The sequence below is a fragment of the Streptomyces filamentosus genome, from assembly GCF_014654895.1.
Lineage (GTDB): Bacteria > Actinomycetota > Actinomycetes > Streptomycetales > Streptomycetaceae > Streptomyces > Streptomyces filamentosus.
The window spans coordinates 2,869,048-2,892,527 of the sequence record NZ_BNBE01000001.1 but is presented as its reverse complement, the minus strand read 5'-3'; the positions used below and the strand labels follow the sequence as shown (position 1 = coordinate 2,892,527).

Genomic DNA, 23,480 nt, shown 5'->3' with positions numbered 1-23,480 from the left:
CGGCTACCGCCTCACACCTGGGTCCGATGGAAGTTCATGTACGAGCGGGACGCCGTCGGCCCCCGCTGCCCCTGGTACCGGGACCCGTACCGCTCGCTGCCGTACGGGAACTCGGCGGGCGAGCTCAGCCGGAACATGCACAGCTGCCCGATCTTCATCCCGGGCCAGAGCTTGATGGGGAGGGTCGCCAGGTTCGACAGCTCCAGCGTCACGTGCCCCGAGAAACCGGGGTCGATGAAGCCGGCCGTGGAGTGCGTGACGAGCCCGAGGCGGCCCAGCGAGCTCTTCCCCTCCAGCCGCGACGCGATGTCGTCCGGCAGGGTGATGACCTCGTACGTCGAAGCGAGCACGAACTCGCCCGGATGCAGGATGAACGCCTCGTCGCCCTCGGGCTCCACCTCGCGCGTCAGGTCGAGCTGCTCGATCGCGGGGTCGATGTGCGGGTAGCGGTGGTTCTCGAACACCCGGAAGAAGCGGTCGAGGCGCACGTCGATGCTGGACGGCTGCACCATGGATTCGTCGTACGGGTCGATGCGCACCCGCCCGGCATCGATCTCGGCCCGGATGTCCTTGTCTGAGAGAAGCACGCCCCCACGATACGCAGAGGGCGCGGACCTCCCCAATCGGGACCACGTCCGCGCCCACCCGGTCCGCCCTGCTCAGCGCTGCTGAACCTCCACCGGCACCGCATGCCTCAGCCGCGCGCACCGCGGACACCGAAGAAGCCTCCCCGGCCCGATCCGCCCGGACCCGAGCTGCTGAAGCGGAAACGACGCGGTGCTGAACACGTGCCCCTCGGCACAGCGGACGACGGTGCGATCCACGGAACCCATCAAGTCCCTTCCCCTACACACATGCTGGACGAGACAGCCACATTAGGGGATCAAGAGGACACCCTCCACACACCACTCCGCCCCACCGAAAGGGACCCGTCCACGCCCCGAGTGGCACATGGGGTACAGTGTGCAACGATGCGGTTGCCTCGTAGGGCCGCTGTGCGGATGTAGTTTAATGGTAGAACATGAGCTTCCCAAGCTTATAGCGCGGGTTCGATTCCCGTCATCCGCTCTTCTACGAAGCCCCAGGTCAGCGACCTGGGGCTTCGTCGTTCTCCAGGGGGGTGCCGACCGACGGGGCCGCGGCGTGGTGGAGTTCGGCGAGGAGGATCTCGGCGGCCTGGGTGGCGTTGCCGGTGTGGACGGCGCGGGCCATGGCCGTGCGGGCGGCCTCGGGCGTGGTGGTGGGCGGGACGACCATGAGGGAGAAGTGGTCGTTGTCGCCGCGGGTGATCAGGACGGTGTCGTCGCCGACGGGGAAGGAGTCGAGGTGCACGACCCGGTCGTCGACGACCAGGCGGGTCGGGATGGCGTTCCAGGCCGAGGCGTCCAGACCTACCCGGGTAAGGGGTCCGAGGTGTTCGGTCAGGGCGGTGATCAGCGGCGGGAGCTCTTGCTCCACGTCACGTGAACGCGGCCACCAGGCCCCGTCGAGCAGGCTCTGCCGGGACCCCGTCGTCTCCAGTCGGAGCAGTGCGATACCCGGTCCGACGGCCCGGTGGATCTCGTCCGGCAGAAGGCGCGGGGGCGCGTGGGGAATGCCTGTGTCGGTCATGGCCGGTCCGCCCGTCCACGGGTGGTCCGCTGCCGCTCCGACCGGTGCTACGGCGGACGCCGAACCGGTGAGCGGGGCGGCGGCCCCGTTCTTTCACCGTACTCCGGGGGACTCGCGGACGCGCCGCTCCCCGCCTCGGAACCGATCGGCGCCGGGCCTTCGGACGTACCGTGGACGTACAGAGACCCGACCAGCCTGGCCTTCGACGGGAAAGGACGATGCCGCCTTGGACCGCAACGAGCCGGAAGCCGAAGCCCTGCCGCCGCCCGGATACGCCGAAGTCCGCATCGTCGCCGCCACCCCGGACGCCGCCCGGATGGTGGCCGATGTCCTCCGTCACTGCTTCGCCGGTGACGAGCAGCGCAGCTACCCCGCCCCTGGCGGGGGCACCCGCCTCCATCTCACCGTCGACACCGCCCACACCGCCGAACCGGCCCGGTCCTGGCTGGCCACCAGCAGGCCCCCGAGCGGCACCGGGCCCCACTCCCAGGAACCCTGACCAGGCAACCGGGCCCGTCGGGCGCGCGTGGCGGCCCCGGCCGCCGCGGAGCATCCTGGAAGCCGCACCGCGCTGCCGAGGGATCGGCCCGTCGGCACAGGACCAGGGTGTTGCCCCGCTGCCCGCCTGGAGGCCCCCGGATGACCGTCGGACCGCACGAGGACGGGGGCCCCGACCGCTCGGAGAGCTTCGAAGAGGTGCTGCTGGGCGGGTTCCTGGACCACGCCCACGCGCTGCCGCCCGATCGGGTGGGGCCGGCCCTCGCCGACGTCCTCACCCGGATCGGCGGCCGGGACCCGCAGATCCTGCTCCAGGACTACGGGCAGCGGAGCCTGGTCCCCCTCGCCGGGGACGGACTGGCGGACGGCGATCCCGTGCCCATCGACGGTTCGGCGGCCGGTCACTGCTTCCTCACCTCGCGTCCTGTCGAGGTGCCGGTGGTCGAGGGGGTGCGGGTCCACGTCCCGCTGCTCGACGGCGGCGACCAGGCCGGCGTCCTGGCCGTCACCCTCGACGCGGTCGACGACCACGCCCGCCGCCTCCTGCGCAGGCTCTCCGCCCTGGCCGCCGACACCATCCGGACCAAGAACGGCTACACCGACCTGTTCTTCCGCACCCGCCGGGGCGAAGCGATGAGCGTCGCCGCCGAGATCCAGTGGTCGCTCCTGCCACCGCTGGCCATGACGATGCCCCGCGTCGCCGTGGCGGGAGTCCTGGAACCCGCCTACGACGTGGCCGGCGACAGCTTCGACTACGCCCTGAACGGCGACGTCCTCCACCTCGCCGTGATCGACGCCATGGGCCACGGCCTGGACGCGGCGACCATGGCGACCGTCACCATCGGGGCCTACCGGCACGCCCGCCGCACCAGCGTCGAACTCTCCGAGATCTACCTCTTCATGGACCGGGCCGTCGCCGAGCAGTTCGCCCCCGACCACTTCGTCACCGCCCAGATGCTGCGGCTCGACACCGGCACCGGCCGCCTCCAGTGGGTCAACGCCGGGCACCCCGCCCCCATGCTGATCCGCCACCACCGCGTCGTACGCCGCCTCGACAGCCCCACCACCCTCCCCGTCGGCTTCGGCGGTGACCAGCCGCAGGTCAGCGAGGTGGCGCTCGATCCCGGGGACCGGATCCTCTGCTTCACCGACGGCCTGATCGAGGAACACGAGAGCGGACAGGAGGAGTTCGGCGAGGACCAGCTGATCAACTGGGTGAATCAGATGGACAGGGCGGACCGGGAGGTGCACGCGGTGGCGCGGGACCTGTCCCACACCCTCAAGCGGGCACGTGGCGAGGCCACTTCGGACGACGCCACGCTCCTCCTGGTCGAGTGGCGCGGGTGACGGGGGGACGTGCCGCGAGGTGGGGTCACCGACGCCGACCGGGCGGATGCTCCCGGCCCGGGAAATCGGCTGGACGGACACCACTCGTCCGCCCCCGGCGCGGAGTAGGCTGAAGGTACCGGGAGTAACTCGAACACCCGCTCCCATGCGGACGTCGTTTCCGGCGATCAAGACACTGGGCCGCCCTGCAGGGCGGCCCGGAGACGGGTCCGCGATCATGACCACCACCCTCGCACCCTCGCATTCGGCGCGCCTTTCGCTGACGCCGAAGACCACACTCGCCGGTCTCCTGGACGGCGCCTGGTGGCCCCGCTCGCGTGACCTCGCCGCTGAGCTTCCGCCCCTGGTCGACGCGCTGGAAGAGCGCTTCGGACGCATCACACGGGCCACGGTGAACCCCACCCGCTGGCCCGTCGTCCCGCACAAGGTCGCCGTCACCGGGCACACCGTGCACGTCGGCTGGTTCACCGAACAGGATCCCGACAAGATGATCCTGCTCTCCTACACCGTCGGCCGCGTCGACCTGCTGGTGATACCGCCCGAGACCGAACCCGCCGCGGCCACCCGGCTCATGGCGGCCGCCGCCGTCCCCGGCAGCGTCCTCACCGCCGGTGTCCTGATGTCCGACGAAGCAGCGACCGGTCGCCGCATGCGCGACGCCCGCAGCAGCGAGGACGCCTGGGAGACGGACGGAGGAGCCGCCCTGCCGCCCCTCCGGCACCCGGTCGTCGGCGCGCGGATGATTCCGCTGCCGAAGAACAGGCGGTGGTGACGACATGGAGACCCTGATCGCGCTCGTGGCCGCCGCTGTGCTGATCACACTCGGCACGCGCATCGTCCACCGGCTCAACGCCCAGCACGACGCACGCATCGCCGCCCGCCGCTACAGCGACCCCTTCCCGGCCATCTTCCGACCGCCCGGTCACAGCCCCCGCACGCCGACAGAGCAAGCAGCCCGCCGCAGGGCCACGGGCACCTGGCCCTGACCGCTCCAGAGACCACTCCTCCGACCGAAGGCCGCGGGTGGGGCACCGGACATCCGGGACAACCCACCCGCCGGCCTCTCGCTCACCCGTGAAGGGACCCGCCCCTTGTACCGCACCGACACCGCGGCCCTGCCCTCGGCCGGACAGGCCGAGATCCGCATCGTCGCCGCCACCCCCGAAGCCGCCCGCGCGGTCGCCGAGGTGATCCGCCGCTCGTTCGCCGGGACGGAACAGCGCAGCTACCCCGTCCTCGACGGCGGCACCCGGCTCCACCTCACCGTCGACACCGAAACCGCCGCAGAGCCCGCCCGCTCCTGGCTCACCACCAGCAGATCGTCCCCTCTCACCGGCACCCACGTCGACGAAGTCTGAGCGGAATCGGACCTTCACACGACGAAAGGACTCGGTCATGGCCACACTCCACGAGCGACAGGGGTACCGCGAGCGGGTCCTGACCGCCCTCTACGAAGCCACCGAAGGCAACCGCCTCCTCGGCATCACGGGACGGAAGCTGCGCAACGACCTGCGCATCCCGGAGGAAGACCTGGCCGCCGCCTGCACCTACCTCACCGGCGAGGGCCTGATCAGCGTCGACTGGGAACCGGGCAACACACCCGCGATGGTCTCCCTCACCCACCAGGGAATCCTCCGCATGGAGACCGAGGAACAAGAGCGCGGGTGAGCCGGACCACCCCGGCGTCCCGCTCTCGCCCGGCCCGCCCGGCCGAGAAGTCGTACGATTGAACACGGATCGAGCACGCTCACGTGTGACGATCCGGAAGGGCGGCCCCGACGGAGTGAATGCGCCGGGGCCGTTGTGACGACCGCCGCCAGGCCCGCGCACCCGGCGTCTCGGACGTGGCACCGGCCGGTACGTCGGCGCCCGTCGTCCTCGCGACGGCAGTCAGCGCCGGCCCGGAGATGCGCCGTCGCGGCCCGCGCGCTGTCGCGGGCCCCCGGCCCCTTCCGTCGTCTACTGCATGGCGCAGAGGAGCGGGGGCGCCGGGCGGCAGTGGATCAGAGTCCTGCGAGGTGCGGGTCGCGGAGGCGGGGCGGGACGGCGGTGCCCTGGTTCGCGCGGTTCCCCGTGTGCGAGGAGAACCGCTGCGAGCATCGGAACGCAGGTCAGGAGCAGGAACATCATGACCTGCCTGCCGTCGTCAGGGAGCCTGCATGGGCCCGCTGCCGTCGTGCTGGTGCAACGGCGTTCAGAAGGTGCTGAACGGCCCGGGAGGGGTTCGCGAGTCTGAGACGGCGCCCCTGCCGGGGCCACCAGTCGAGGACGGCCAGGAAGCCGGAGTCGCAGAAGGTGACCCGGGAGGCGTCCAGGACGAGCCCGGTGCAGCCGTCGTCGGCCGCCGAGGCCAGCAGTGCCCGCAGCGGGGCGGCGCTGAAGTGGTCGATCTCTCCGGCGAGGCGGAGGACCAGGGTGGTGCCGAGGGTGGTGCAGGAGTCGACGACTATGACACCGGGCGCGGTGTCCGCGCCCGAGTCGTGCACGACGGGAGGAGCGGGGGCGGCGAGAGCGGCGGACAGTATCGGTGCGGCGCTTGAAGTACTCACGTCCCCATCAACGCCTCCCGCCCGGGGACGGGGAACGAGCCACGCGACCCTTTCACCCCATGTGACCAGCACCGATCCCCGACAAGGGGGAAAGATTCCACCCGAACGAGGCAGGCGGACGCCCATGATGCGACCGCTGTCCTCCGCAATCGCCGCGACCGCGCCCCGAGTGGGAGCGGCTGTGAGGGGGAGCGTCTCTCCGGGCACCCTGCCGACTCGAGACCTCGATGGACCGTGGACTTCGACCGGAGACCCGTCGCGTGCCCCATCCGTGCCCTTCACGGCGGTGAACAGCGGTCACCAGGGGTGCGGGCGGAACCCCTCGGAACACTCTGCGAAGATGCTTGCTCGCAGGTCAGAGGCCATGTGGGCGGCCAAGGCGACGGTGATTCCCAAGCTTATAGCGCGGGTTCGATTCCCGTCATCCGCTCTTGAACGAAGCCCCAGGTCAGAGACCTGGGGCTTCGTCGTTGTCCAGCCCTCCTCGGGCGCTCCGCGCCACCTCGGTCGGCGTCCGGCCCGGCGGCGGGACGTCCGGGCCGTGATCCGGGCCGCCCCGGCGGCCCGACCCGCCGCGCGGTCAGGCCCGTACGACAGTGAGCAGCGCGGGGGTGCGGATGCCGACGTGCGCGGCGGAGTCCGCCACGGTCGCGGCGAGCCAGCCGACCGCGTCACAGGACCACTCCGCCGATTCGCTGGAGAGCGTCTTGCCGTGCAGGGGTGGGCCGTTCCAGAAGCGGTCGTCGGACGGCGGCGGGAGAGAGTCTTCCGGGGGAACGGCCTCGCCGAGGCCATTCGCGAACATGTTTTGGCCGGGAGGGGCGACGCGGCGGGCGAACTGCGGTGCCACACCCGGGATCGACGGGTTGAGGCCGCCGTCGATGCGGACCTTCACCGGGACACGCGCCCGCGGGTCGCACTCGCCGAACCGGGCCGGCGTCCGCATGGAGGGCAGCAGCGCGTACGGCGGGCGAGCCGAGGCATCGATGCCCTGCACCGGCAGAGGGACCTGGGCCGCGGCGAGACGAACGGCGCCGATCCGCTCCGTTGTGTCCTGCGCGCAGCGCAGGAACGGCTGTGCAGGAAGCGGCCCGTCATCGGCCAAGGCGCTCGCCTCGACCTGGAACCACGGGATCAGGTCCGGCGCCGGAGCGGCAGGGGGGTGGCCCCGACCCGCGTCATTCATGGCCCACAGTTCGGGCGCGACGTGCGTGCGACCACCGGAGGCGCTCTCTTCCCCGGTGCCCGGCCTGTCGTCGAGCCGGCCCATGGCGAGCGACCGCTGAGGGAACAACCGGTACGCGTCGTGCTCCGGGGCAGGGTCGCGCCACGCGTGGGGGACCAGTTCTCCGTAGAGCGCGGCGAACATGGTTCCCTCGGTGGGGCGAGCGGTGGGTGCGATGCCCGGCTGCGCGGTGGCATTCCGATCCGGCATCTCCCTCTCCCTGCCCGCTTCCCGGCGAAGCCCAAGGTCGAAGGGCTGGGGCTGTCACCTTTCAGCGGGTTCCTTCTCGGCCACCGGGCGCTGCGTGCGTGAGCGGCCGTAGCGGATGCGCGTGGGCGCATACTGAGGGCAATGACAAAGCCAAGTGCACCCAAGCGCTTTCTGCCCACCAGTCCCTTCAAGGCCCCGGTCGCGCCGCCCCTCAAGCAGTTCGCCGTGGGCGACCAGGTCACCCACGACGTGCACGGCCTCGGCCGGGTCGTCGGCATCGAGGTCGGGGTGGCGGCGGTCGTGGATTTCGGCTCGACGCAGGAGCGGATCCTGAGTCCGTACGCCAAGATGAGCAAGCTGTAGGGCCGTCGTGCCCGGTCACGGCACACCAGATCCGTTCATGGACCCGCACCGAAGAGGACCCCTGTCATCGACCTGATCTCGCCGTTCTCCGCTCCGGTGGAGGCGTTCCCCTCCGCCGCGGTATCACCGCATCCCGCCACGAATCCCTTTCAGGCGCCCGACTTCGGGGAGGTCGAGACCTTCCTGCTCGACGAGGACGAGCACGCCTCCGGCTCCGGTACGCGCGCGGCTCGACGCGAGGCGGTCCAGCCCCTCTCGTGACGACACGAGGGGCGTCTTCCCGGGCGGACGGGAAGCCCTCGGCGGACCGGGCGGCGCCGCGGCTCCCGGGGGGCCGGTTCGGGTCGGGACCGGGCGCCGGGGCGGTCATTTCAGGTGACACCCCCGGCGGCGCCGGAGTGGATGCCCCGTCCGGAAATCGATAAATACCTGTCGCCGCCGGTGCAGATTCTCAATGACGTCACGGAGAGGATTTCTTCCGAGGCCACGCGCGAGAAAATGCGGAACGCACACGGACGGCCCCGGCGTGCTACTGTCGAATCAGTTGCAGTTTTGGTACCCCGAATTTCGCACGCTTCACCGGGCGCATGCCGCACGGAAGCGTTTCGCATTCCGGTCTTTTTCCGGGCAGGGAATCATCGCGGCGACACGGGGTCCGTAAAGTGCGGATTCCGCTGCACTGCCTGAAGGAGATATGACATGGCTGCCGGTACCGTGAAGTGGTTCAACGCGGAAAAGGGCTTCGGCTTCATCGAGCAGGAGGGTGGCGGTCCTGACGTGTTCGCCCACTACTCGAACATCGCCGCCCAGGGCTTCCGCGAGCTCCAGGAGGGGCAGAAGGTCTCCTTCGACATCGCGCAGGGCCAGAAGGGCCCGACGGCGGAGAACATCGTTCCCGCCTGACGCTGACGCGCCGTACGCAGCTGGGGCCCGCATCCTTCGGGGTGCGGGCCCCAGCTGCATGCGTTTTCCGGGAATTTTCCGCATCCCTGCGCCGCGGCTGCCGCTCTCGCACGCTCCACCGCACCGATCATTCTTCCCACTCCTGGACCACCATCGTCTTATTTCTTCATCCGCTTCGACCGTTCCGGCGATTTCGCGCGCTTTCGTTCGCTGCCGGAATCATCGTCGCGCGCCGCATCGAGGAAGGTTCTGAATGAACCCCACACACACGGACGGCCGTCCCTCCCGGAGCCGCCGGGAGGGCGGCTCCGCGCACGACTCCTCCGCCGCGACGGGAAGGGGCGGTCGTTCCGCTTCGCCCGGCGCGGCGCGGACGGGGCGTCCGGGACGACCGGGCGGGCGCGGCGGGCGTCCGGCCACCGCGCGGGGGGAGTTCGCCCCGCCGGAGACGATCACTCCGGCGCTGCCGGCCGCCGAGGACTTCACCGGCCTGGCTCTGGACCGTCGTCTCCTCTCCGCGCTCGCCGCGCAGGGCGTGTCCGTCCCCTTCCCCATCCAGGCGGCGACGCTGCCGAACTCCCTGGCGGGCCGTGACGTCCTGGGCCGCGGCCGGACGGGCTCCGGCAAGACCCTCGCCTTCGGCCTGGCCCTGCTCGCCCGCACCGCCGGACAGTCCGCCGAGCCCCGCCGGCCGCTGGCGCTCGTCCTGGTCCCCACCCGGGAACTCGCCCAGCAGGTCACCGACGCCCTCACCCCCTACGCCCGCGCCGTGAAGCTGCGCCTGGCCACCGTCGTCGGCGGCATGCCGATCCAGCGGCAGACGAACGCGCTGCGCCACGGCGCCGAAGTGGTCGTGGCCACCCCTGGCCGTCTCCAGGACCTCATCGACCGCGGCGACTGCCGGCTCGACCGGGTCGCCGTCACCGTCCTGGACGAGGCCGACCAGATGGCCGACATGGGCTTCATGCCCCAGGTGACCGCGCTCCTCGACCAGGTGCGGCCCGGAGGCCAGCGGATGCTGTTCTCCGCGACGCTGGACCGCAACGTCGACCTCCTGGTCCGGCGCCATCTCATCGACCCCGTCGTCCACTCCGTCGACCCCTCCCAGGGCGCGGTCACGACGATGGAGCACCACGTCCTGCACGTACAGGGCGCCGACAAGCAGCGGCTGACCACCGAGATCGCGGCGCGCGACGGCAGGGTGATCATGTTCCTGGACACCAAGCACGCGGTGGACCGCCTCACCGAGGACCTCCTCCGCAACGGCGTGCGGGCCGCGGCCCTGCACGGCGGGAAGACGCAGTCGCAGCGCACCCGCACCCTCGCCTGGTTCAAGACCGGCCACGTGACCGTCCTGGTCGCGACGAACGTCGCCGCGCGCGGCATCCACGTCGACCACCTCGACCTCGTCGTCAACGTGGACCCGCCGACCGACCACAAGGACTACCTGCACCGCGGCGGCCGCACCGCCCGGGCCGGCGAGTCCGGGAGCGTCGTCACCCTCGTCACGCCCCAGCAGCGCCGTGGCGTGAACCGCCTCATGCAGGAGGCGGGGATCGTGCCCGAGACCAACCAGGTCCGCTCGGGCGAGGACGCGCTGGTCCGGATCACCGGCGCGCGGACCCCCTCCGGCGTTCCGGTGACGATCACGGCGCCGCCCGCCGAGCGGCGCGGCCGCCGGGGCGCGGCCCCCCGCGGTCGACGCGCTCCCTTCTCCACAGCACGGCACCCGGACGCGCCGCGTCCCGCCGGGCGCGGCGGCCCGGCCCCCGCACCGTCCGGAAGCCGGTCCATCCCCTCAGGAGGCACATCGTGACGCCGACCCCGGCGCAACCCCGCCCGTCCCGCCCCGTCCCCGTGCGCCCGGCGGGCACCGGCGCCGCGGACGCCGCCGGACCGCAGGTCTGCGACGACATGACCGTGGAGGTGGCCCTGGCCGTCATGGCAGGTGCCCGCACCGGGCATTTGCTCGTCTGCGACAACGACGACCAGCGGACCGGCCTCGTCACCCGCGCCCAGCTCACCACCGTCCGCGACGGTGCCGCCTACACGGACCGGCTCCGGCTGCGCGACCTCCCCCGGAGCAGCGCCCCCGCCCATGGCACCGGGCCCCTCCGGGACGCCTCCGCGGCGCTCGGCGCCCCGGCGGCCTGACCGCGGTCCGCGCCCCACGGCGCGGACACGAACCGAAGACCGGACCCGAGAGGGCCCGACCGGCACCCGGCCGGCACCGCACAGGCGGCGCCGACCCTGCCGGTCGGGCCCTCTCCCATGTCCGCGTACGTACGTCCCCGCACAAGTCCGTGTCCGCGGAGGCACGTCCCCGCGCAGGCACGTCCCTACGCAAGCACGTCCCCGTGGGTCCTTCCGCGCGGGGTCAGTGGTCGGAGTACGTGACGTCGCCGATCGTCCAGGCGCTGACGTCCGCGATCGAGACGCGGTACATGCCTCCGGTCTCCGGGATCGCCGTCGTGCCCTGGAGGATCCGGGCCATGTGGAAGTGCAGGTGCGTGGGCGGCTCCTCACCGCCCTCGGCGGCGAAGGCGACGGAGAACTCGGCCAGCCGGTCGGAGTCCGCCAGGACCTCCGAGACCCGCTGTCGCCACACCGCTTCGGGGGCCAGCCGGCCCGTGATGACAGCGCCCCCGATGACGACGGTCAGGGACATCTGGTTGCTCCGTCCGGACTCCACCAGCCGGGCGACGTAGACAAGCAGCTCGTCAATCTTCGACATGGGGTCGATCCTACGAGCCCCTCCTCCCCGCCCGCCGGTCGTCCTGCCGAGTGGGACGGCCGGTGCGGCGGGCGCGCCGCGGAGTCCGGAGGCCGTTCCCGCGCCGCTTGCCTTGTCTCCTCTCCGCACGCCCGAAAATCTATTGCGGCCGCAGTAGACATCGACGAGTGGGCGAGTTATGTTTTCTCTCGTAACCCGGAGAGACAAAAGGGCCCGGCAGAGACGGACTGCCGGGAAGCAGTACAGGTAGTCGCAGTGAGCAGGACAGTGCGGCGGTGGAGTTCCGAAGCCAGGGCTTTCGCAGGACGGCGACGGAACTGACGGCCGGACTGGGCGGCCCGCAGTGATCAGGGGCCTCCACGAGCGGTACCCCCGGTGAAGGCGTCGGCTGCGGACGCGCGCACCGGGGGCACGGAGACGGCGGCGCTCCCCCGGGCCGCCGAGTAGTACGCATCACCAGCAGTGCGCAGTATCCGCAGGACGAGAAGCAGCAGATCGGCAAGGCAAGGAAAGAACGGAGGAGTACGGCGCCATCGGGATCGCCCGGACGGAAGTCCCGCGTCCGGGTACCGCAGGACATCGACAGCGAGGTGGTCTCCGGTCAAGCAGCCGCGATCCCCGCGCACCCGGCAGCGGTAAGGCCGGGCGGGCGGACACAGAAGGCCGGCGTTTCATCAGGGCCGGCAGGTGGTGTAGTAGTTCCTTCAGGGCCCTGGTGCCAGTACTGGCACCAGGGCCCTCTATGCGTTTCACGAAGAGGTGCGAATGACAGCAGAGAACTCGTACGACCGTTTCGACGACGACGACTACCCCGCCTACACCATGGGCAGGGCGGCCGAGATGATCGGCGCCACCCAGGGCTTCCTCCGCGCCATCGGCGAAGCCCGCCTGATCACGCCGCTGCGCTCCGAGGGCGGCCACCGCCGCTACTCCCGCTACCAGCTCCGCATCGCCGCCCGCGCCCGCGAACTCGTCGACCAGGGCACCCCGATCGAGGCGGCCTGCCGCATCATCATCCTCGAGGACCAGCTCGAAGAAGCCCGCCGCATCAACGAGGAGTACCGCCGCGCCGCCGAGTCCGACGTGCCCCCCGACCAGGCTTGAACCCCTCCGCCCGCCCGGCCGCGCCGCCTCACGCCCGGGCGGGGGGTACGGCCTCCGGCCCACCGGCGCCGAGGAGTCGGGGCAGGTCGCCGTGGTGCGGTGTCCGACGAGGGTGACCGTCCAGGACGGCCACCACGTCCCACCCCACGAAGGTTTCCCCAGGTCGGCGACCTGGGGCTTCTTCGTCCTCCGGCCGTCTCGGGGCTGTCGCGCCCTGCGCGCGGCGCGGTCCCGCTACGTGACCCGCCCGCGGCTCCTGCCGCCGTACGCGGTCGTGAGCCGCAGGGCGACGACCGCGGTGCCGGCGGCGGCCGCCGCGCACAGGGTGATCAGGACGTCGGGGGTCCAGACCCACAGCGCCCGGGGGCCGACGAGGGCGGAGGACGCCGCCAGGAGGGCCCAGGGCAGGACGCCGGCCAGGCACCACAGGACGGTGGGGAGGACGCGGCGGCCGGGCGGGCGGCGGCGGAGCGGGCGGACCGAGTGGAAGGCCGCGGCGAGCAGGACGAGGGCGAGGGCGCTGAGGCCCCAGACCGTGGCGTGGTAGGCCGCGGCGGAGGGGGCGCCGGGGGGTGCGGTGCCTCCGGCGAGGATGCGGGCCGCGCCGAAGCCGACCTGCATGACGCTGCCGTCGTGGAGGAGGCCGTGGAGGTTCTGCTGGACGACGAGGGCGAGGTTCCGCTCCGGCAGGAGGAAGAGCGCGGCCGAGTAGCCGGGGGTGGCGCCGGTGTGCCAGATCGCGGTGTCGAGGGGGGCCTCCAGGCCGCCGACGCGCCAGCCGAGCCCGTATCCGGTGTCCTCGCCCGTCGGGTGGATCCGGCCGGACTGCCGCATCAGGCGGACGGACCCGGGAGTGAGGACCGTCGTGCCGTCGCGCGTCCTGCCCGACCGGAGCTGGAGGGAGGCGAAGGCGGCGAGGTCGTTCAGGTCGCCGCCGGTGTAGCCGTAGGCGGCGCCGTCGTCGTCCACGCCGTCGGCGATGGCCGACGGCACGCCCCACAGGAGCTGGTGTCCGGGCGGAAGGTTCCGCGCGCGGGCGGACGCGCGGTCGGCGATCGCCCCGTCCATGCCGGCCGGGCGCAGGACGCCGGCCCGGAGGTGATCGGCGAAGGGCCGGCCCGTCACGGACTCGACCACGGCCGCCAGGACGAGGTAGTTGGCGCTGCTGTAGGCGTACGTGGTGCCCGGCGGGCCGAGCGGGCGCACACCGTCCAGCGCGGCGACCCGCGCGGCCGCGTCCGGGCAGTCGTCGGCCACGCAGTCCGTGACCTCGAAGGTCGCCGACTCCGGTACGCCCGCCGTCTGTTGGAGGAGATGGCGGACCGTGACCCGGGCGGCGTGGCCGGTGCCGCCGAAGCGGAAGGCCGGCAGGTGGTCGACGACCCGGTCGTCGAGGCGGAGCCGCCCGTCCTGCACGAGCGTCATCACGGCGCTCGCGGCGATCGGCTTGGCGACCGATCCCCACAGGAACGGCGTGCCGTCCGTGACCGGTTCGCCGCGGCCGTCGGTGCCCCAGGCACGCGAGTGGACCGGCCCGTCGGGGCCGACCACGGCGTAGGCGAGCCCCGGTGTCCGGGTGGCCTCCATGCGTGCGCGCACATAGGCGTCGATCGCCGCGAAGCGGCCGGTCGGGGCGGGTGGGCCGGTCTCCGCGGAAGCCTCGGCCAAGGGAAGCAGGCCGACCAGGAGGGCGACCGCCGCCGCGGTGGCGCGTCGGATCAGGCTGGGCATGAGCGTCTCGTCCTTACTGCGGGCGCGGGCACGGGGCACGGGCGCGGGCACGGGGCAGGGGCACGGGGCAGGGGGCAGGGCAGGGCAAGGCATGCCGTGCCCTGCCCTGGGCACGGCCAGATAACCGTACGGAGATACGGTTATAACCGTACGCTGGTACGGTCATCAAGTGCCGCGTACCGCCGATCACGAACAACGACGCCGTCAGATCGCCGACGCCGTCAGCCGGTTGATCTCCGAGCACGGGCTCGACGCCGTCACCGTCGCCCGCACGGCTGCCACCGCGGGCATGTCCGTGGGCCTCGTGCAGCACTACTTCCGCACCAAGGACGAGATGCTGCTCCACGCCTTCCGCGAGGTCTCCGCGCGGATCCGCGCACGCGCCGAGCAGCGCATCAGGGACGGCGTCCGGCACGAGCGGCCCATCGCGCGGGTCATGGCGGAGGTGATGACCGAGTACATCCCCCTGGACGAGGCCCGTCGCGCCGAGTACCGCGTGGCCCGCGCGTTCGCCGGCCGCGCGCTCGACGCCCCCGCCCTCGCCGAGGTCGACACCGAGGCCGCCCGGCGGCTGCGCGAGGACATCGCCCGGGCCGTCCACAACGGCAAGGAGTGCGGCGAGGTCGACGAGCACCTGGACCCGCTGCCCGCCGCCGTACGCCTCGCCGCCGTGATGGAGGGGCTCGCGCTCCAGGTCTACCGCGAGCCGGAGGGAGCCGCGGGCGTGCCCGTGACCCGGTTCGTGGCTCCCGTGCTCGACGCCGAACTCGCCGCCGTCTTCACCGGCGAGTGCCGCCAGTACGCGGGCCGGGCGGCCTCGCCCCGGTCACCCTGATCCGACGCCACGGTCGGGTCAGGGAGGGCGGCCGCCCCGGGGCGGCACCGGCGCCCGCCCGTGAACGGACGAAGCCCCCAGGTCGGAAGGGCCGGGGCTTCGCCGTCGTCCCGGTCCGGGCGCCGGCGGTGCTCAGCTCTGCGCGGCGCCGCCGTCCGCCTGGTCGCCGGTCTCCGGCGTGCGGGCCTTCTCGCGCATCTTGCGGACCAGTTCCGCCTTGCGGTCGGCGGCGCCCTGGCGGTCGAGGTTGCGGTGCGGGCCGTTGTTCTGGCGCTCGGCGCGGGACTGCCTCTTGCGCTGGCCGCCGCCCTGGCCCACGGGGTTGTTGATGTTCTTGCTGTCGGTCACGGGCCGTCCCGGGGGTGAGGTGGAGTGGTCTGCGGGTTCTCGACGGAGGCCCGTCGGACTCTCACCCGCGGACCGGCGCCCGGAAGAGCGGGGCGAGGACGTCACCCGGTCCTCCGGTCCCCCAGCTTATGGCCCGGGTCCGGTCCCCGCCTTCGGCGGGGAGGGGACCGTCGGCCGGCCAGGAAGGCACGGATGCGCCGGTCGGCCTCCTCGGGCTTCCCGGAGAGGAGGAAGCGGCCGGCGCCTTCGGGCATCCGCGCCCCCGCCGGAGGCCGGGAGCGGAGGGCCCGGCCCCGGACGGCGTCACGGCAGCCGGTCCACCAGCCCGTCGATGTGGTCCGGAGCGAGGGGGACCAGGCCGAACAGGACCCTGATGTACATGGGGGCCAGGACGTGGTCGAGGACGGCCGGGGCGCCGGGGGCCTCCTCGTCGCGTTCGCGGGCGCGGTCAAGCACGGCCCGGAGCCGGCGGAGGCGTTCGTCGCGGATCCCGTCGCCGGCCGGTTCGCCCCGCGGGCCGCCGCCCCGGAGGCCGCCGGGAACCGTCCGGCGCTCGGATCCTCCTGACCGGCCTGCCGGTGCCGCGCCTTCTGTGGTTCGCTGCGGGGATGGCTCAGGAACTGGAGATCGTCGCGTTCGGATCGGCCGGGGAGTTCGAGGCGTGGCTCGGGGAGCACCACGCCGCTTCACCGGGGATCTGGCTGAAGCTGCGGAAGAAGGGGCCCGGGGTCGTCGCGCTCGACTACGCGCAGGCCCTCGACGTGGCGCTCTGCCACGGGTGGATCGACGGGCAGAAGGCGAAGTTCGACGACGAGTGGTGGCTCCAGCGGTTCACCCCGCGCAGGCCGCGCAGCCGGTGGTCGAAGGTCAACCGGGAGAAGGCGGAGGCGCTGGCCGCCCAGGGGCGGATGCGGCCCGCCGGGCAGGAGGAGGTCGACCGGGCCAAGGCCGACGGACGCTGGGAGGCCGCCTACGACGGCTCGCGGACCGCCGTCGTGCCGGACGACCTCGCCGCCGCGCTGGCCGCCGAACCGGCCGCGGCGGCCTTCTTCGAGACCCTCGACCGGGCGAACCGGTTCGCGGTGCTCCACCGCGTCCAGGACGCCAGGCGGCCCGAGACCCGCGCCCGCCGGATCGAGAAGTTCGTGGCCATGCTCGCGAACGGCGAGAAGCTCCACCCGTGAGGGGAGGGCCAGGAGGAAGGGGAGGCCGGCGAGCTCGCCGGCCTCCCCTTCACCCCCGGGGGCTCACGGTCTGATCCGCCCCTGGGGGCTCCCGGTCAGAAGACCTGGCTGTCGCCGTTCGCGATGATCCGGTCCAGGTACATGGTCTCGCCGGAGCGGAACGGCACCTTCCAGTCGCCGGTGCCCTTGTAGAGCTTCGGGTCCTGGTAGCTCGCGCCGACGCCCATGAGGTCGGGACGGCCGTCGCCGTCCGCGTCGCCCGCGGCGATCAGGCCGCCGAAGACGTTCCAGCCGCCGCCGATCTTCGTGCGGGGCGCGAAGGTGCCGTCCCCCTTGCCCAGGTAGAGCCAGAGGACGCCGTCCTTGTCACGGGCGACGAGGTCGCCCGCGGGGCCGCCCGCGAGGTTGCCGACGGCCGTGATGTCGTTGTGGACGCCCCAGCCGGTGCCGATCTGCTTGCGGGTGAGGAACGGCTTCGCGGCGTCGCCCGTGCCGGCGTAGAGCCAGAGCGCGCCGGTCCGGTCGGTGGCGACCGCGTCCGCGCGGCCGTCGCCGGTCAGGTCGCTGCCGGACGTGATCTTGTCGTACGCCTGCCAGCCGCCGCCGACCCGGACCCGGGTGGCGAAGTTGCCGGTGCCCTTGCCCTGGTAGAGCCAGAGGACGCCGTCCTTGTCGCGGGCCAGGAGGTCGCCGACCGCCGTGCCGCCCAGGTTCCCGGCGGCCTCGATCCGGTCGTAGACGCCCCAGCCGGAGCCCAGGTAGGTGCGCTCCGACGCCTCGTTGACGCCGCGCCACTCGTCGATCGGGCGGTAGAAGAGGTCCGTGCGCCACAGGCGGCCGGAGGGGTCCCGGCTGATCAGGTCGGGGCTGCCGTTGTCGTTGAAGTCGTGCGGCTGGACCTTGCGGACGACCTTGAAGGTGCCCTTGGCGGTGAAGGCCGGGCCGACGCCGTTGACCGGAGCGGCGGTCATCTCCCAGGTGTAGTCGCCGTTCGGGGGGTTCTCGGTCCAGTTGTTCTCGACCCAGGAGAACACCGGCGCGTCGGTGCGGGACTGCCAGCTGATGTCGTGGGTCTTCCCGGTCCGCACGTGCCGGACGGTGAGCTTCGGGGTCGACACGTCGCGGGAGAGCGCCCACCGGAAGGTGAAGCCGTCGGTCCGGTCGAGGTCGAGGACCGCCGGGGGCACGGTGGCGGACGTGGCGACGACCTCGGTGGGCTCGCCGGTGGCCGCGACCAGGTCGGCCTTCAGGGTGCCGTCCGGCTGGGCCGTGATCCGGTACAGGCCCTCTCCCCGGCCGACGAGACCGCCGCGCGCGTACAGGCTGCCGTCGGGCGCGGCCACGAACTCGTAGGCGTGGTCGAGCACCGTCGTCTTCGCCTTGGTGACGACGTCGTAGGCGGTGACGGCGTGGTGGACGCTCGGCTGGGTGAGGTTCATGCCGCCCTTCTGCCCGTACAGCACCCAGTCGCCGACCAGGCCGACCTGGAGGAGGCCGGACGAGGGCGCCGGGGGCACCGGGGCCTCCTGGACCTCGTGGGTGGTCCGGTCCGCGACGAAGACCCGGGGGCCCGGGTCCGTCGCCGTGGCGGCCGACCAGGCGGTGCGGGTCTCGGAGACCGCCTGCGCGCCGGTGCCGGCGGCGCCGGGGGTGAGGACCCCGGTGGCGAGGTCGAGGAGGCCCCACTCGCCGAGCCCGTTGCGCCGGTAGGAGACCTTGGCGTGGGCGGGGGTGGCGGGGGTGACCATGACGAGGGTCGCGTCGGCGGGAAGGCCGGTCACGGTCGCCGCGGCGGCCCCGGCGACGTGCTGCCGCAGCACCGTGCCCGCCTCGCCCGTGACGGTCGTGAAGACGGCGTCGGCCGCTGCGCCCGCCCACTTCGCGTCGCCCTCCAGGGAACCGACGGGCACCTCCAGGGAGCCGCTCGTCGTCAGGTTCCGCTGGGTGATCTTGTAGGCGCCCCGGAAGACCAGGAAGTCGGTCGTCGCCGTCGACCGCAGGTACACCGGGCCGTCGTACGCCTGCCCCGACCCGTCCTTGTACCGCCGGAAGGTCGAGACGTTGTCGTCGGAGGTCGTCAGGAAGCCGGTCAGGCCCGCCCCGGTGAGCCTCTCGCCCCCGGGGTACGCGATCGGGTCGGCGGCCTCCGCCGCGGTCGCCGCGGCCGGGGCGACCGGAGCGGCCGGGAGGGCGGACGCGGGAGCGGTCAGCGCGGTCGCCCCGAGCGTGACGGCGAGAACGGTGGTGACGGCGCCGGCGAGCCGCCGTCGTGCCGAACGGGCAAGAGGCACGTACATCCCCCTACGGAAAGCATCGGGCGCACCGTGCGCCCCGCCCGTTGAGACCCGCGAGCGGTCAAATGGTTGTACGGGTGCGGGACATGAGTGCGAGCGCGGGAGCCGGTCCTGCGGAGGAACCGGTACGGAAGGGGACCGTGGGGAGGGGACCGTACGGAAGGGACCGTGCGAAGGGGGCCGTACGGGACGGATCAGCCGTTCCGGCACCAGGCCACGGCCTCCTCGCGGGTGCGGAAGACCTCCCAGGTGCGGGGGTGGCCCTCGGTGGCCTCGACGAAGGTCTCCTGCGCGGCGACGGCGGTGCGGTGCCCCCGGGCGGCGAGGTCGCCGAGTACGGACGCCAGGCCCGCCGCCGGGCCGGGGAGGACGCCGGTGACCGCCGTCAGGTCCAGGATCATCCAGCCCGGGACCGGGGGCGTGACCTCGCGGACGGCCTGCACGAGCGCCTCGAACTCGGTGAACTCCAGGATGCCCTGGGCCGTGACCACGCCGATGGTCCGGTCGCCGTGCTCCAGCCGCCGGGCGCCGGTCACCGTCGTGGCGCGCAGGCCCGGCCCGTGCATGATGTGGAGGCCGAAGCGCTCCGACATCATGCCGAGGGCCGCCACCGCGCGGACCGGATTGCCCGCCCCGTCCAGCGGAGGGCTGTGCACGGCGACGCCGAAGCGGGCGGGGCTGGCGGCGATGAGACCGCCGGAGACCCCGCTCTTCGCGGGCAGGCCGACGTTCAGGAGCCACGCGCCCGCCCCGTCGTACATGCCGCAGGTGGCCATGACGGAGAGGGTGCGCACCACGTGCGGCTCGGGGACGACCTGGACGCCGGTGACCGGGTTGCGGCCGCCGTTGGCCAGGGTCGCGGCCATCACCGCCAGGTCGACGGCGGTGACGCGGACGGAGCACTGGCGGAAGTAGGTGTCGGCGGTCTCCTCCGGGTCGGCCCCCAGCGAGCCCGCCGAGTGCATGAGGTAGGCCAGGGCCCGGTTCCGGTCGCCGGTCGCGGCCTCGCTCGCGTACACCTCCTCGTCGACGTCCAGGACCCGGCCGGCGAACGCCGACAGGCAGTCGAGGATGCGGCGGAAGCGTTCGGCCGGGCCGTCGGCGCGGACCATCGCGGTGGTGGCGATCGCGCCCGCGTTGATCATCGGGTTGGCGGGGCGGCCGGTGCCCGGCTCCAGGCTGATGGCGTTGAAGGGGTTGCCGCTCGGCTCGACGTCGACGCGGCGCAGCACCTCCTCCGGGCCGAGGTCGCCGAGCGCGAGGGCGTAGACGAAGGGCTTGGACACGGACTGGATGCTGAACGGGCGGTCCGTCCGCCCCGCCCGGTACGTGTGGCCGGCCATGCTGACCAGCGCGATGCCGAAGTCGTCCGGGTCGGCCGTCGCGAGCTGCGGGATGTAGTCGGCGACCTTCCCGTCGCGCAGGCCGCGCAGCCGTCGGTGGACCTCGTTCAGGGAGTCCGTCACCGGATCCATCGCATCGGCCTTCGCAGGAGGGGGCGGTACGGGCGGGGTCCAGCGTGCCCCGGGCGGGGCGCCCCCGGTGCGCACGGCACGCGGGGGCCGCCCGGCCCGCGCCCCGATCGGCCCACCGGGCGACCCGCCCGGCGGGGCGGGGCGGCGGCGGCGGATCAGTAGTAACGGCGCATGATCTCGGTGGCCCAGTCGGGCTGGACGTGCGGGCCCCGGGGGCCGAACTCCGCCATGTAGGGCTTGAGGTCGAGGACGGGGGTGCCGTCGACCGCGTCCAGGCCCTCCACGTGGACGTCGCGGCCGTCGACGCGGAGGACGCGGCAGCGGGAGACGCCGAGGCGGTTGGGGCGGTTCTTGCCGCGCTGGGCGAAGATGCCGACCAGGGGCCAGTCGGGATTCCCGCGCGGGCGGCGGGCGCCGGTCTCCACCTTCTCCGGCGGCACCCGGTCGAAGTGGTAGACGACCTCGACGTGCGAGAAGGCGTCCAGGCCGGCGAGTGCCTCCGGGCCGAAGCGGTCGTCCAGGCGGATCACCGCCGCCTCCCCGCCCCACTCGTCGTCCCGGACCTCGCCCCGGCCTCCGACGACCCGGCCGACCGGCTCCACGACGACCTCCAGGGGAGTGCTGTCCTCCGGCATGTGCGACACCTTTCGAGCGACGGACCCGGACGCGGCCACGGCCACGACCCGGATGACGACCGATCATCACCCGGAAGAACGCGGGCGGGTGTCACAAACGGGGAAGCTGCCTTGTCTTCCCTGTGCCCCCGCGGAACGCCCGGGGGCCTGACCGGGGACCCGGCCAGGAAACTGACCGTGGAACTGGAGGACGAGGAAGATGAGGATCCTGCTCGCCGGCGCGACCGGCGCCATCGGCCGCCCGCTGACCCGGGCGCTGGCCCGGGAGGGGCACGAGGTGCTGGCCCTCGCCCGCACGGAGGACTCCGCCGGGGCCGTACGCGCGCTGGGGGCGACGCCCGTCCGGGCCGACGCGCTCGACCGGGACGGGCTGCTGCGGGCGCTCGACGGACTGTCCGCCGACGCGGTGGTGCACCAGCTGACCGCCCTCAAGGCGCCGAAGCTGCGGCTGACTGCGGACGACCCCAGCAACGTGCTGCGGACCCGCGGCACCGCCCATCTCCTGGACGCGGCGGGCGTGTTGGGGGCGGAGAAGTTCGTGACCCAGTCGCTGGTGCTCGGCTACGGCTACCGCGACCACGGCGACCGTCCCCTCACCGAGGACGACCCCTTCGGCGTGCGCGCCGGCACCGTCGCCGACCACGTCGTCACGGGCCTCGTCGAGGCGGAGGAACGCGTCTTCGCCGCGGACCACGTGGCGGGCACGGCGCTGCGCTACGGCGTCTTCCACGGCCCCGGCACCTGGTTCGACCCGGCCCCCGGCAGCCGCCCCTTCCCCGTCCCCCGGGGCGGCGGCGGCACCATGGCGTGGGTCCACGTCGAGGACGCGGCCGAGGCGACCGTCGCCGCGCTGGAACGGGGCCGCGCGGGCGAGGCGTACAACATCGTCGACGACCGCCCCGCCACCTGGGGCGCCCGCGCCGCCGCCGTCCGCCGCCGCCCCCTCGCCCTCCCCGCCCCCCTGCTCCGCCTGGCCGTCCCCTACCTCGGCTGCCTCATGCTCGACACCCACCTCCGCGCCTCCCGCGCGAAGGCCACCCGGGAACTCGGCTGGACGCCGCGGCACGGAGGGTGACCCGGGGCGGCCGGGGGTCAGGCGGTGGCGCGTTCGATGAGGGCGGCGATGCGGGTCTCGGTGTCGGGGGTGAGGGTGGTGAGGGCGTAGGAGGTGGGCCACATGGCGCCGTCGTCGAGGGCGGCGGAGTCGCTGAAGCCGAGGGTGGCGTAGCGGGCCTTGAACTTGGCGGCGCTCTGGAAGAAGAGGACGACCTTGCCGTCCTTGGCGTAGGCCGGCATGCCGTACCAGGTCTTCGGGGTGAGGTCGGGGGCGACCTTCGTGACGAGGGCGTGGACGCCTTCGGCGAGGACGCGGTCCTCGCCGGTCATCTCGGCGATCTTCGCGAGGAGGTCGGCCTCGCCGTCGGCCCGGGCGGCGGCCTTGGAGCGGGTGCCGCGGGTCTTGGCGGCCTTCATCTCCTTGGCGTGGTCCTTCATCGCCGCGCGCTCGTCGGCGGTGAAGCCGTCGTAGGACGCGGCGGTCTCGTTCTTCGTGGCGGCCATGGCTGTTCCCCTCGTCGGCGTGCTGTTCTCGTCTTTTCCGGTGCTGGTTCCAGGCTAGGTTCCGGCGTTCCCGGGGGCTTCTCGGAAACTGACCGGGTCGCCGGGAGGCTCAGGGGAGCCAGGTCCCGTCGCGCATCAGGGTGCGGCCCTCCAGCTCGTCGGCCTCCCGCCATGCCTGCACCCGCCGGGGCCTGACCAGGAAGTACTGGTAGGAGGTGGCCAGTTCGCGCGGGTCGAAGCCGGTCTTCGCGGCGAAGGCGTCGCCGGTGCCGGCGGGGAGGTCCGCGAGGTCCACGGCTTCCGCCGTGCCGTCGATCATCACGACGTCGCGAGTGGGGCCGAGCGCGAGCCGGACCCGGGAGTCGGCCCGCAGGGCGCGGCCGGTGCGGGAGTCGCGCGGGGTGGAGATCAGGACGGCGGCCCCGTCCCAGAGGAAGGAGAGCGGGACGAGGTGCCCCCGGGAGGCCACCCACAGGTCCACGTCCGCCTCCAGGCGGGCCAGGGTGTCCGCGACGCGTTCCTCGCGGGTCCTCGGGCCGGGGTGCGGTGTGGGTGTGGGTGTGGGTGCAGATGTGGCTGTGGGTGCAGATGTGGCTTCGGCTTCTGCTTCGGTGGTCATGCCGGGGTTCCCCTCGTGGCGCGGAGTGCGGTGACGAAGCCGTACGGGGTCGTGCCGTACGCCTCCGTGAAGGCGAGGTGCAGGGCCCCCGCGGTCAGGCCCGCCTCGCGGGCCAGGGCGGGGACGTCGAGGGGGCGGGCGTACGCGCGGTCGATGCGGTCGCGGATCCGGCGCAGGTCCTTCAGCGCCCGGAGCCGTACCGCCTCGGTGCGGGCCCCGGCCCATGCGGGTCGGCACATGTCGGTCTCCCGGGGG

The 23,480-nt window shown here is 73.1% G+C and carries 28 protein-coding genes and 1 tRNA gene; 15 read left to right on the top strand and 14 right to left on the bottom strand.

Features of this window, described 5'->3' with window-relative positions:
- Positions 1 to 11: 11 nt before the first annotated feature.
- Positions 12 to 587: a dCTP deaminase gene (gene dcd, locus IE326_RS13125; protein WP_030495892.1), complete on the bottom strand. Its 576-nt coding sequence runs from the start codon at positions 585 to 587 to the stop codon at positions 12 to 14.
- A 410-nt stretch (positions 588 to 997) separates the two neighbouring features.
- Here dcd and IE326_RS13120 point away from each other — a divergent pair.
- A tRNA-Gly gene (locus tag IE326_RS13120) sits at positions 998 to 1,068 on the top strand.
- An 18-nt stretch (positions 1,069 to 1,086) separates the two neighbouring features.
- Here the strand turns inward: IE326_RS13120 and IE326_RS13115 are convergent.
- Entirely contained in the window at positions 1,087 to 1,611 is a 525-nt protein-coding gene (locus IE326_RS13115; protein ID WP_229915315.1) for a DUF5994 family protein, read from the bottom strand.
- Between the two features lie 226 nt (positions 1,612 to 1,837).
- Here IE326_RS13115 and IE326_RS13110 point away from each other — a divergent pair, with 226 nt between their 5' ends.
- The 6 genes from IE326_RS13110 to IE326_RS13085 all read left to right on the top strand — a co-directional run bounded on the left by IE326_RS13110 (position 1,838) and on the right by IE326_RS13085 (position 5,124).
- Positions 1,838 to 2,110, top strand: a complete 273-nt coding sequence (locus tag IE326_RS13110) for a hypothetical protein (RefSeq protein WP_190041589.1) — start codon at positions 1,838 to 1,840, stop codon at positions 2,108 to 2,110.
- A gap of 140 nt (positions 2,111 to 2,250) precedes the next feature.
- Positions 2,251 to 3,456, top strand: coding sequence for a PP2C family protein-serine/threonine phosphatase (locus IE326_RS13105; protein ID WP_190041588.1), 1,206 nt, complete (start codon positions 2,251 to 2,253; stop codon positions 3,454 to 3,456).
- A gap of 217 nt (positions 3,457 to 3,673) precedes the next feature.
- Entirely contained in the window at positions 3,674 to 4,228 is a 555-nt protein-coding gene (locus IE326_RS13100) for a DUF5994 family protein (RefSeq protein WP_190041587.1), read from the top strand.
- Positions 4,229 to 4,232: 4 nt separating this feature from the next.
- Positions 4,233 to 4,442 (top strand): hypothetical protein, encoded by a 210-nt coding sequence (locus IE326_RS13095; protein ID WP_037707069.1) that lies wholly within the window; start codon positions 4,233 to 4,235, stop codon positions 4,440 to 4,442.
- A 105-nt stretch (positions 4,443 to 4,547) separates the two neighbouring features.
- Positions 4,548 to 4,814: a hypothetical protein gene (locus IE326_RS13090; RefSeq protein ID WP_030747627.1), complete on the top strand. Its 267-nt coding sequence runs from the start codon at positions 4,548 to 4,550 to the stop codon at positions 4,812 to 4,814.
- Between the two features lie 37 nt (positions 4,815 to 4,851).
- A complete protein-coding gene (locus tag IE326_RS13085; RefSeq protein ID WP_030747630.1) occupies positions 4,852 to 5,124 on the top strand; it encodes a hypothetical protein in 273 nt (90 codons plus the stop codon).
- A 458-nt stretch (positions 5,125 to 5,582) separates the two neighbouring features.
- On the opposite strand, the gene IE326_RS13080 is transcribed toward IE326_RS13085, so the two are convergent.
- Together IE326_RS13080 and IE326_RS13075 are read right to left on the bottom strand one after the other, a co-directional pair.
- Complete coding sequence (locus IE326_RS13080; protein ID WP_190041586.1) at positions 5,583 to 6,005, bottom strand: STAS domain-containing protein; 423 nt, start codon at positions 6,003 to 6,005, stop codon at positions 5,583 to 5,585.
- A 580-nt stretch (positions 6,006 to 6,585) separates the two neighbouring features.
- Positions 6,586 to 7,440, bottom strand: a complete 855-nt coding sequence (locus IE326_RS13075) for a hypothetical protein (RefSeq protein WP_190041585.1) — start codon at positions 7,438 to 7,440, stop codon at positions 6,586 to 6,588.
- Positions 7,441 to 7,581: 141 nt separating this feature from the next.
- On the opposite strand from IE326_RS13075, the gene IE326_RS13070 reads away from it, so the two are divergent.
- The 4 genes from IE326_RS13070 (at position 7,582) to IE326_RS13055 (ending at position 10,860) form a co-directional block, all read left to right on the top strand.
- Positions 7,582 to 7,803, top strand: a complete 222-nt coding sequence (locus IE326_RS13070) for a CarD family transcriptional regulator (RefSeq protein WP_190041584.1) — start codon at positions 7,582 to 7,584, stop codon at positions 7,801 to 7,803.
- Between the two features lie 699 nt (positions 7,804 to 8,502).
- Positions 8,503 to 8,706, top strand: a complete 204-nt coding sequence (locus IE326_RS13065) for a cold-shock protein (RefSeq protein ID WP_030747648.1) — start codon at positions 8,503 to 8,505, stop codon at positions 8,704 to 8,706.
- Positions 8,707 to 8,959: 253 nt separating this feature from the next.
- A complete protein-coding gene (locus IE326_RS13060; RefSeq protein ID WP_190041583.1) occupies positions 8,960 to 10,522 on the top strand; it encodes a DEAD/DEAH box helicase in 1,563 nt (520 codons plus the stop codon).
- Positions 10,519 to 10,860, top strand: a complete 342-nt coding sequence (locus tag IE326_RS13055; protein WP_373310187.1) for a CBS domain-containing protein — start codon at positions 10,519 to 10,521, stop codon at positions 10,858 to 10,860. Before IE326_RS13060 ends, IE326_RS13055 begins: the two co-directional genes overlap by 4 nt.
- Before the next feature lie 223 nt (positions 10,861 to 11,083).
- Here IE326_RS13055 and IE326_RS13050 read toward each other — a convergent pair whose 3' ends face one another.
- A complete protein-coding gene (locus IE326_RS13050; protein ID WP_150229331.1) occupies positions 11,084 to 11,440 on the bottom strand; it encodes a GvpU-like protein in 357 nt (118 codons plus the stop codon).
- A gap of 765 nt (positions 11,441 to 12,205) precedes the next feature.
- On the opposite strand from IE326_RS13050, the gene IE326_RS13045 reads away from it, so the two are divergent.
- Positions 12,206 to 12,544 carry a MerR family transcriptional regulator gene (locus IE326_RS13045; protein ID WP_150229333.1) on the top strand — a complete coding sequence of 113 codons (339 nt, stop codon included), beginning with the start codon at positions 12,206 to 12,208 and terminating at the stop codon, positions 12,542 to 12,544.
- Positions 12,545 to 12,778: 234 nt separating this feature from the next.
- On the opposite strand, the gene IE326_RS13040 is transcribed toward IE326_RS13045, so the two are convergent.
- A complete protein-coding gene (locus IE326_RS13040; RefSeq protein WP_190041582.1) occupies positions 12,779 to 14,275 on the bottom strand; it encodes a serine hydrolase domain-containing protein in 1,497 nt (498 codons plus the stop codon).
- 169 nt (positions 14,276 to 14,444) lie between these two features.
- Between IE326_RS13040 and IE326_RS13035 the strand changes: the two genes are divergently transcribed.
- A complete protein-coding gene (locus tag IE326_RS13035) occupies positions 14,445 to 15,110 on the top strand; it encodes a TetR/AcrR family transcriptional regulator (RefSeq protein WP_190041581.1) in 666 nt (221 codons plus the stop codon).
- 132 nt (positions 15,111 to 15,242) lie between these two features.
- On the opposite strand, the gene IE326_RS13030 is transcribed toward IE326_RS13035, so the two are convergent.
- Together IE326_RS13030 and IE326_RS41855 are read right to left on the bottom strand one after the other, a co-directional pair.
- The gene (locus IE326_RS13030; protein WP_190041580.1) at positions 15,243 to 15,458 is read right to left on the bottom strand and encodes a DUF6243 family protein; all 216 of its coding nucleotides are present in this window, start codon (positions 15,456 to 15,458) and stop codon (positions 15,243 to 15,245) included.
- A 303-nt stretch (positions 15,459 to 15,761) separates the two neighbouring features.
- Complete coding sequence (locus IE326_RS41855; protein ID WP_190041579.1) at positions 15,762 to 16,148, bottom strand: TetR-like C-terminal domain-containing protein; 387 nt, start codon at positions 16,146 to 16,148, stop codon at positions 15,762 to 15,764.
- Between IE326_RS41855 and IE326_RS13020 the strand changes: the two genes are divergently transcribed.
- Positions 16,067 to 16,642, top strand: coding sequence for a YdeI/OmpD-associated family protein (locus tag IE326_RS13020; RefSeq protein ID WP_190041578.1), 576 nt, complete (start codon positions 16,067 to 16,069; stop codon positions 16,640 to 16,642). The two genes, IE326_RS41855 and IE326_RS13020, sit on opposite strands and share 82 nt — an antisense overlap.
- A 95-nt stretch (positions 16,643 to 16,737) precedes the next feature.
- Here the strand turns inward: IE326_RS13020 and IE326_RS13015 are convergent, their stop codons facing one another.
- The 3 genes from IE326_RS13015 to IE326_RS13005 form a co-directional block, all read right to left on the bottom strand.
- A complete protein-coding gene (locus IE326_RS13015; protein WP_190041577.1) occupies positions 16,738 to 18,939 on the bottom strand; it encodes an FG-GAP repeat domain-containing protein in 2,202 nt (733 codons plus the stop codon).
- Positions 18,940 to 19,130: 191 nt separating this feature from the next.
- On the bottom strand, positions 19,131 to 20,411 hold the full coding sequence (gene glsA / locus IE326_RS13010; protein ID WP_150229345.1) for a glutaminase A: 1,281 nt from the start codon (positions 20,409 to 20,411) through the stop codon (positions 19,131 to 19,133).
- A 155-nt stretch (positions 20,412 to 20,566) separates the two neighbouring features.
- Entirely contained in the window at positions 20,567 to 21,046 is a 480-nt protein-coding gene (locus IE326_RS13005) for an SAM-dependent methyltransferase (RefSeq protein ID WP_150229347.1), read from the bottom strand.
- A gap of 199 nt (positions 21,047 to 21,245) precedes the next feature.
- Between IE326_RS13005 and IE326_RS13000 the strand changes: the two genes are divergently transcribed.
- Positions 21,246 to 22,121, top strand: a complete 876-nt coding sequence (locus IE326_RS13000) for an NAD-dependent epimerase/dehydratase family protein (RefSeq protein WP_190041576.1) — start codon at positions 21,246 to 21,248, stop codon at positions 22,119 to 22,121.
- A 17-nt stretch (positions 22,122 to 22,138) separates the two neighbouring features.
- On the opposite strand, the gene IE326_RS12995 is transcribed toward IE326_RS13000, so the two are convergent.
- The 3 genes from IE326_RS12995 to IE326_RS12985 form a co-directional block, all read right to left on the bottom strand.
- A complete protein-coding gene (locus tag IE326_RS12995; protein ID WP_190041575.1) occupies positions 22,139 to 22,606 on the bottom strand; it encodes an iron chaperone in 468 nt (155 codons plus the stop codon).
- Positions 22,607 to 22,715: 109 nt separating this feature from the next.
- The gene (locus IE326_RS12990; protein ID WP_190041574.1) at positions 22,716 to 23,225 is read right to left on the bottom strand and encodes a pyridoxamine 5'-phosphate oxidase family protein; all 510 of its coding nucleotides are present in this window, start codon (positions 23,223 to 23,225) and stop codon (positions 22,716 to 22,718) included.
- On the bottom strand, positions 23,222 to 23,464 hold the full coding sequence (locus IE326_RS12985) for a helix-turn-helix transcriptional regulator (protein WP_150229354.1): 243 nt from the start codon (positions 23,462 to 23,464) through the stop codon (positions 23,222 to 23,224). The genes IE326_RS12990 and IE326_RS12985 overlap by 4 nt, the downstream gene beginning before the upstream one ends.
- Positions 23,465 to 23,480: the final 16 nt, after the last annotated feature.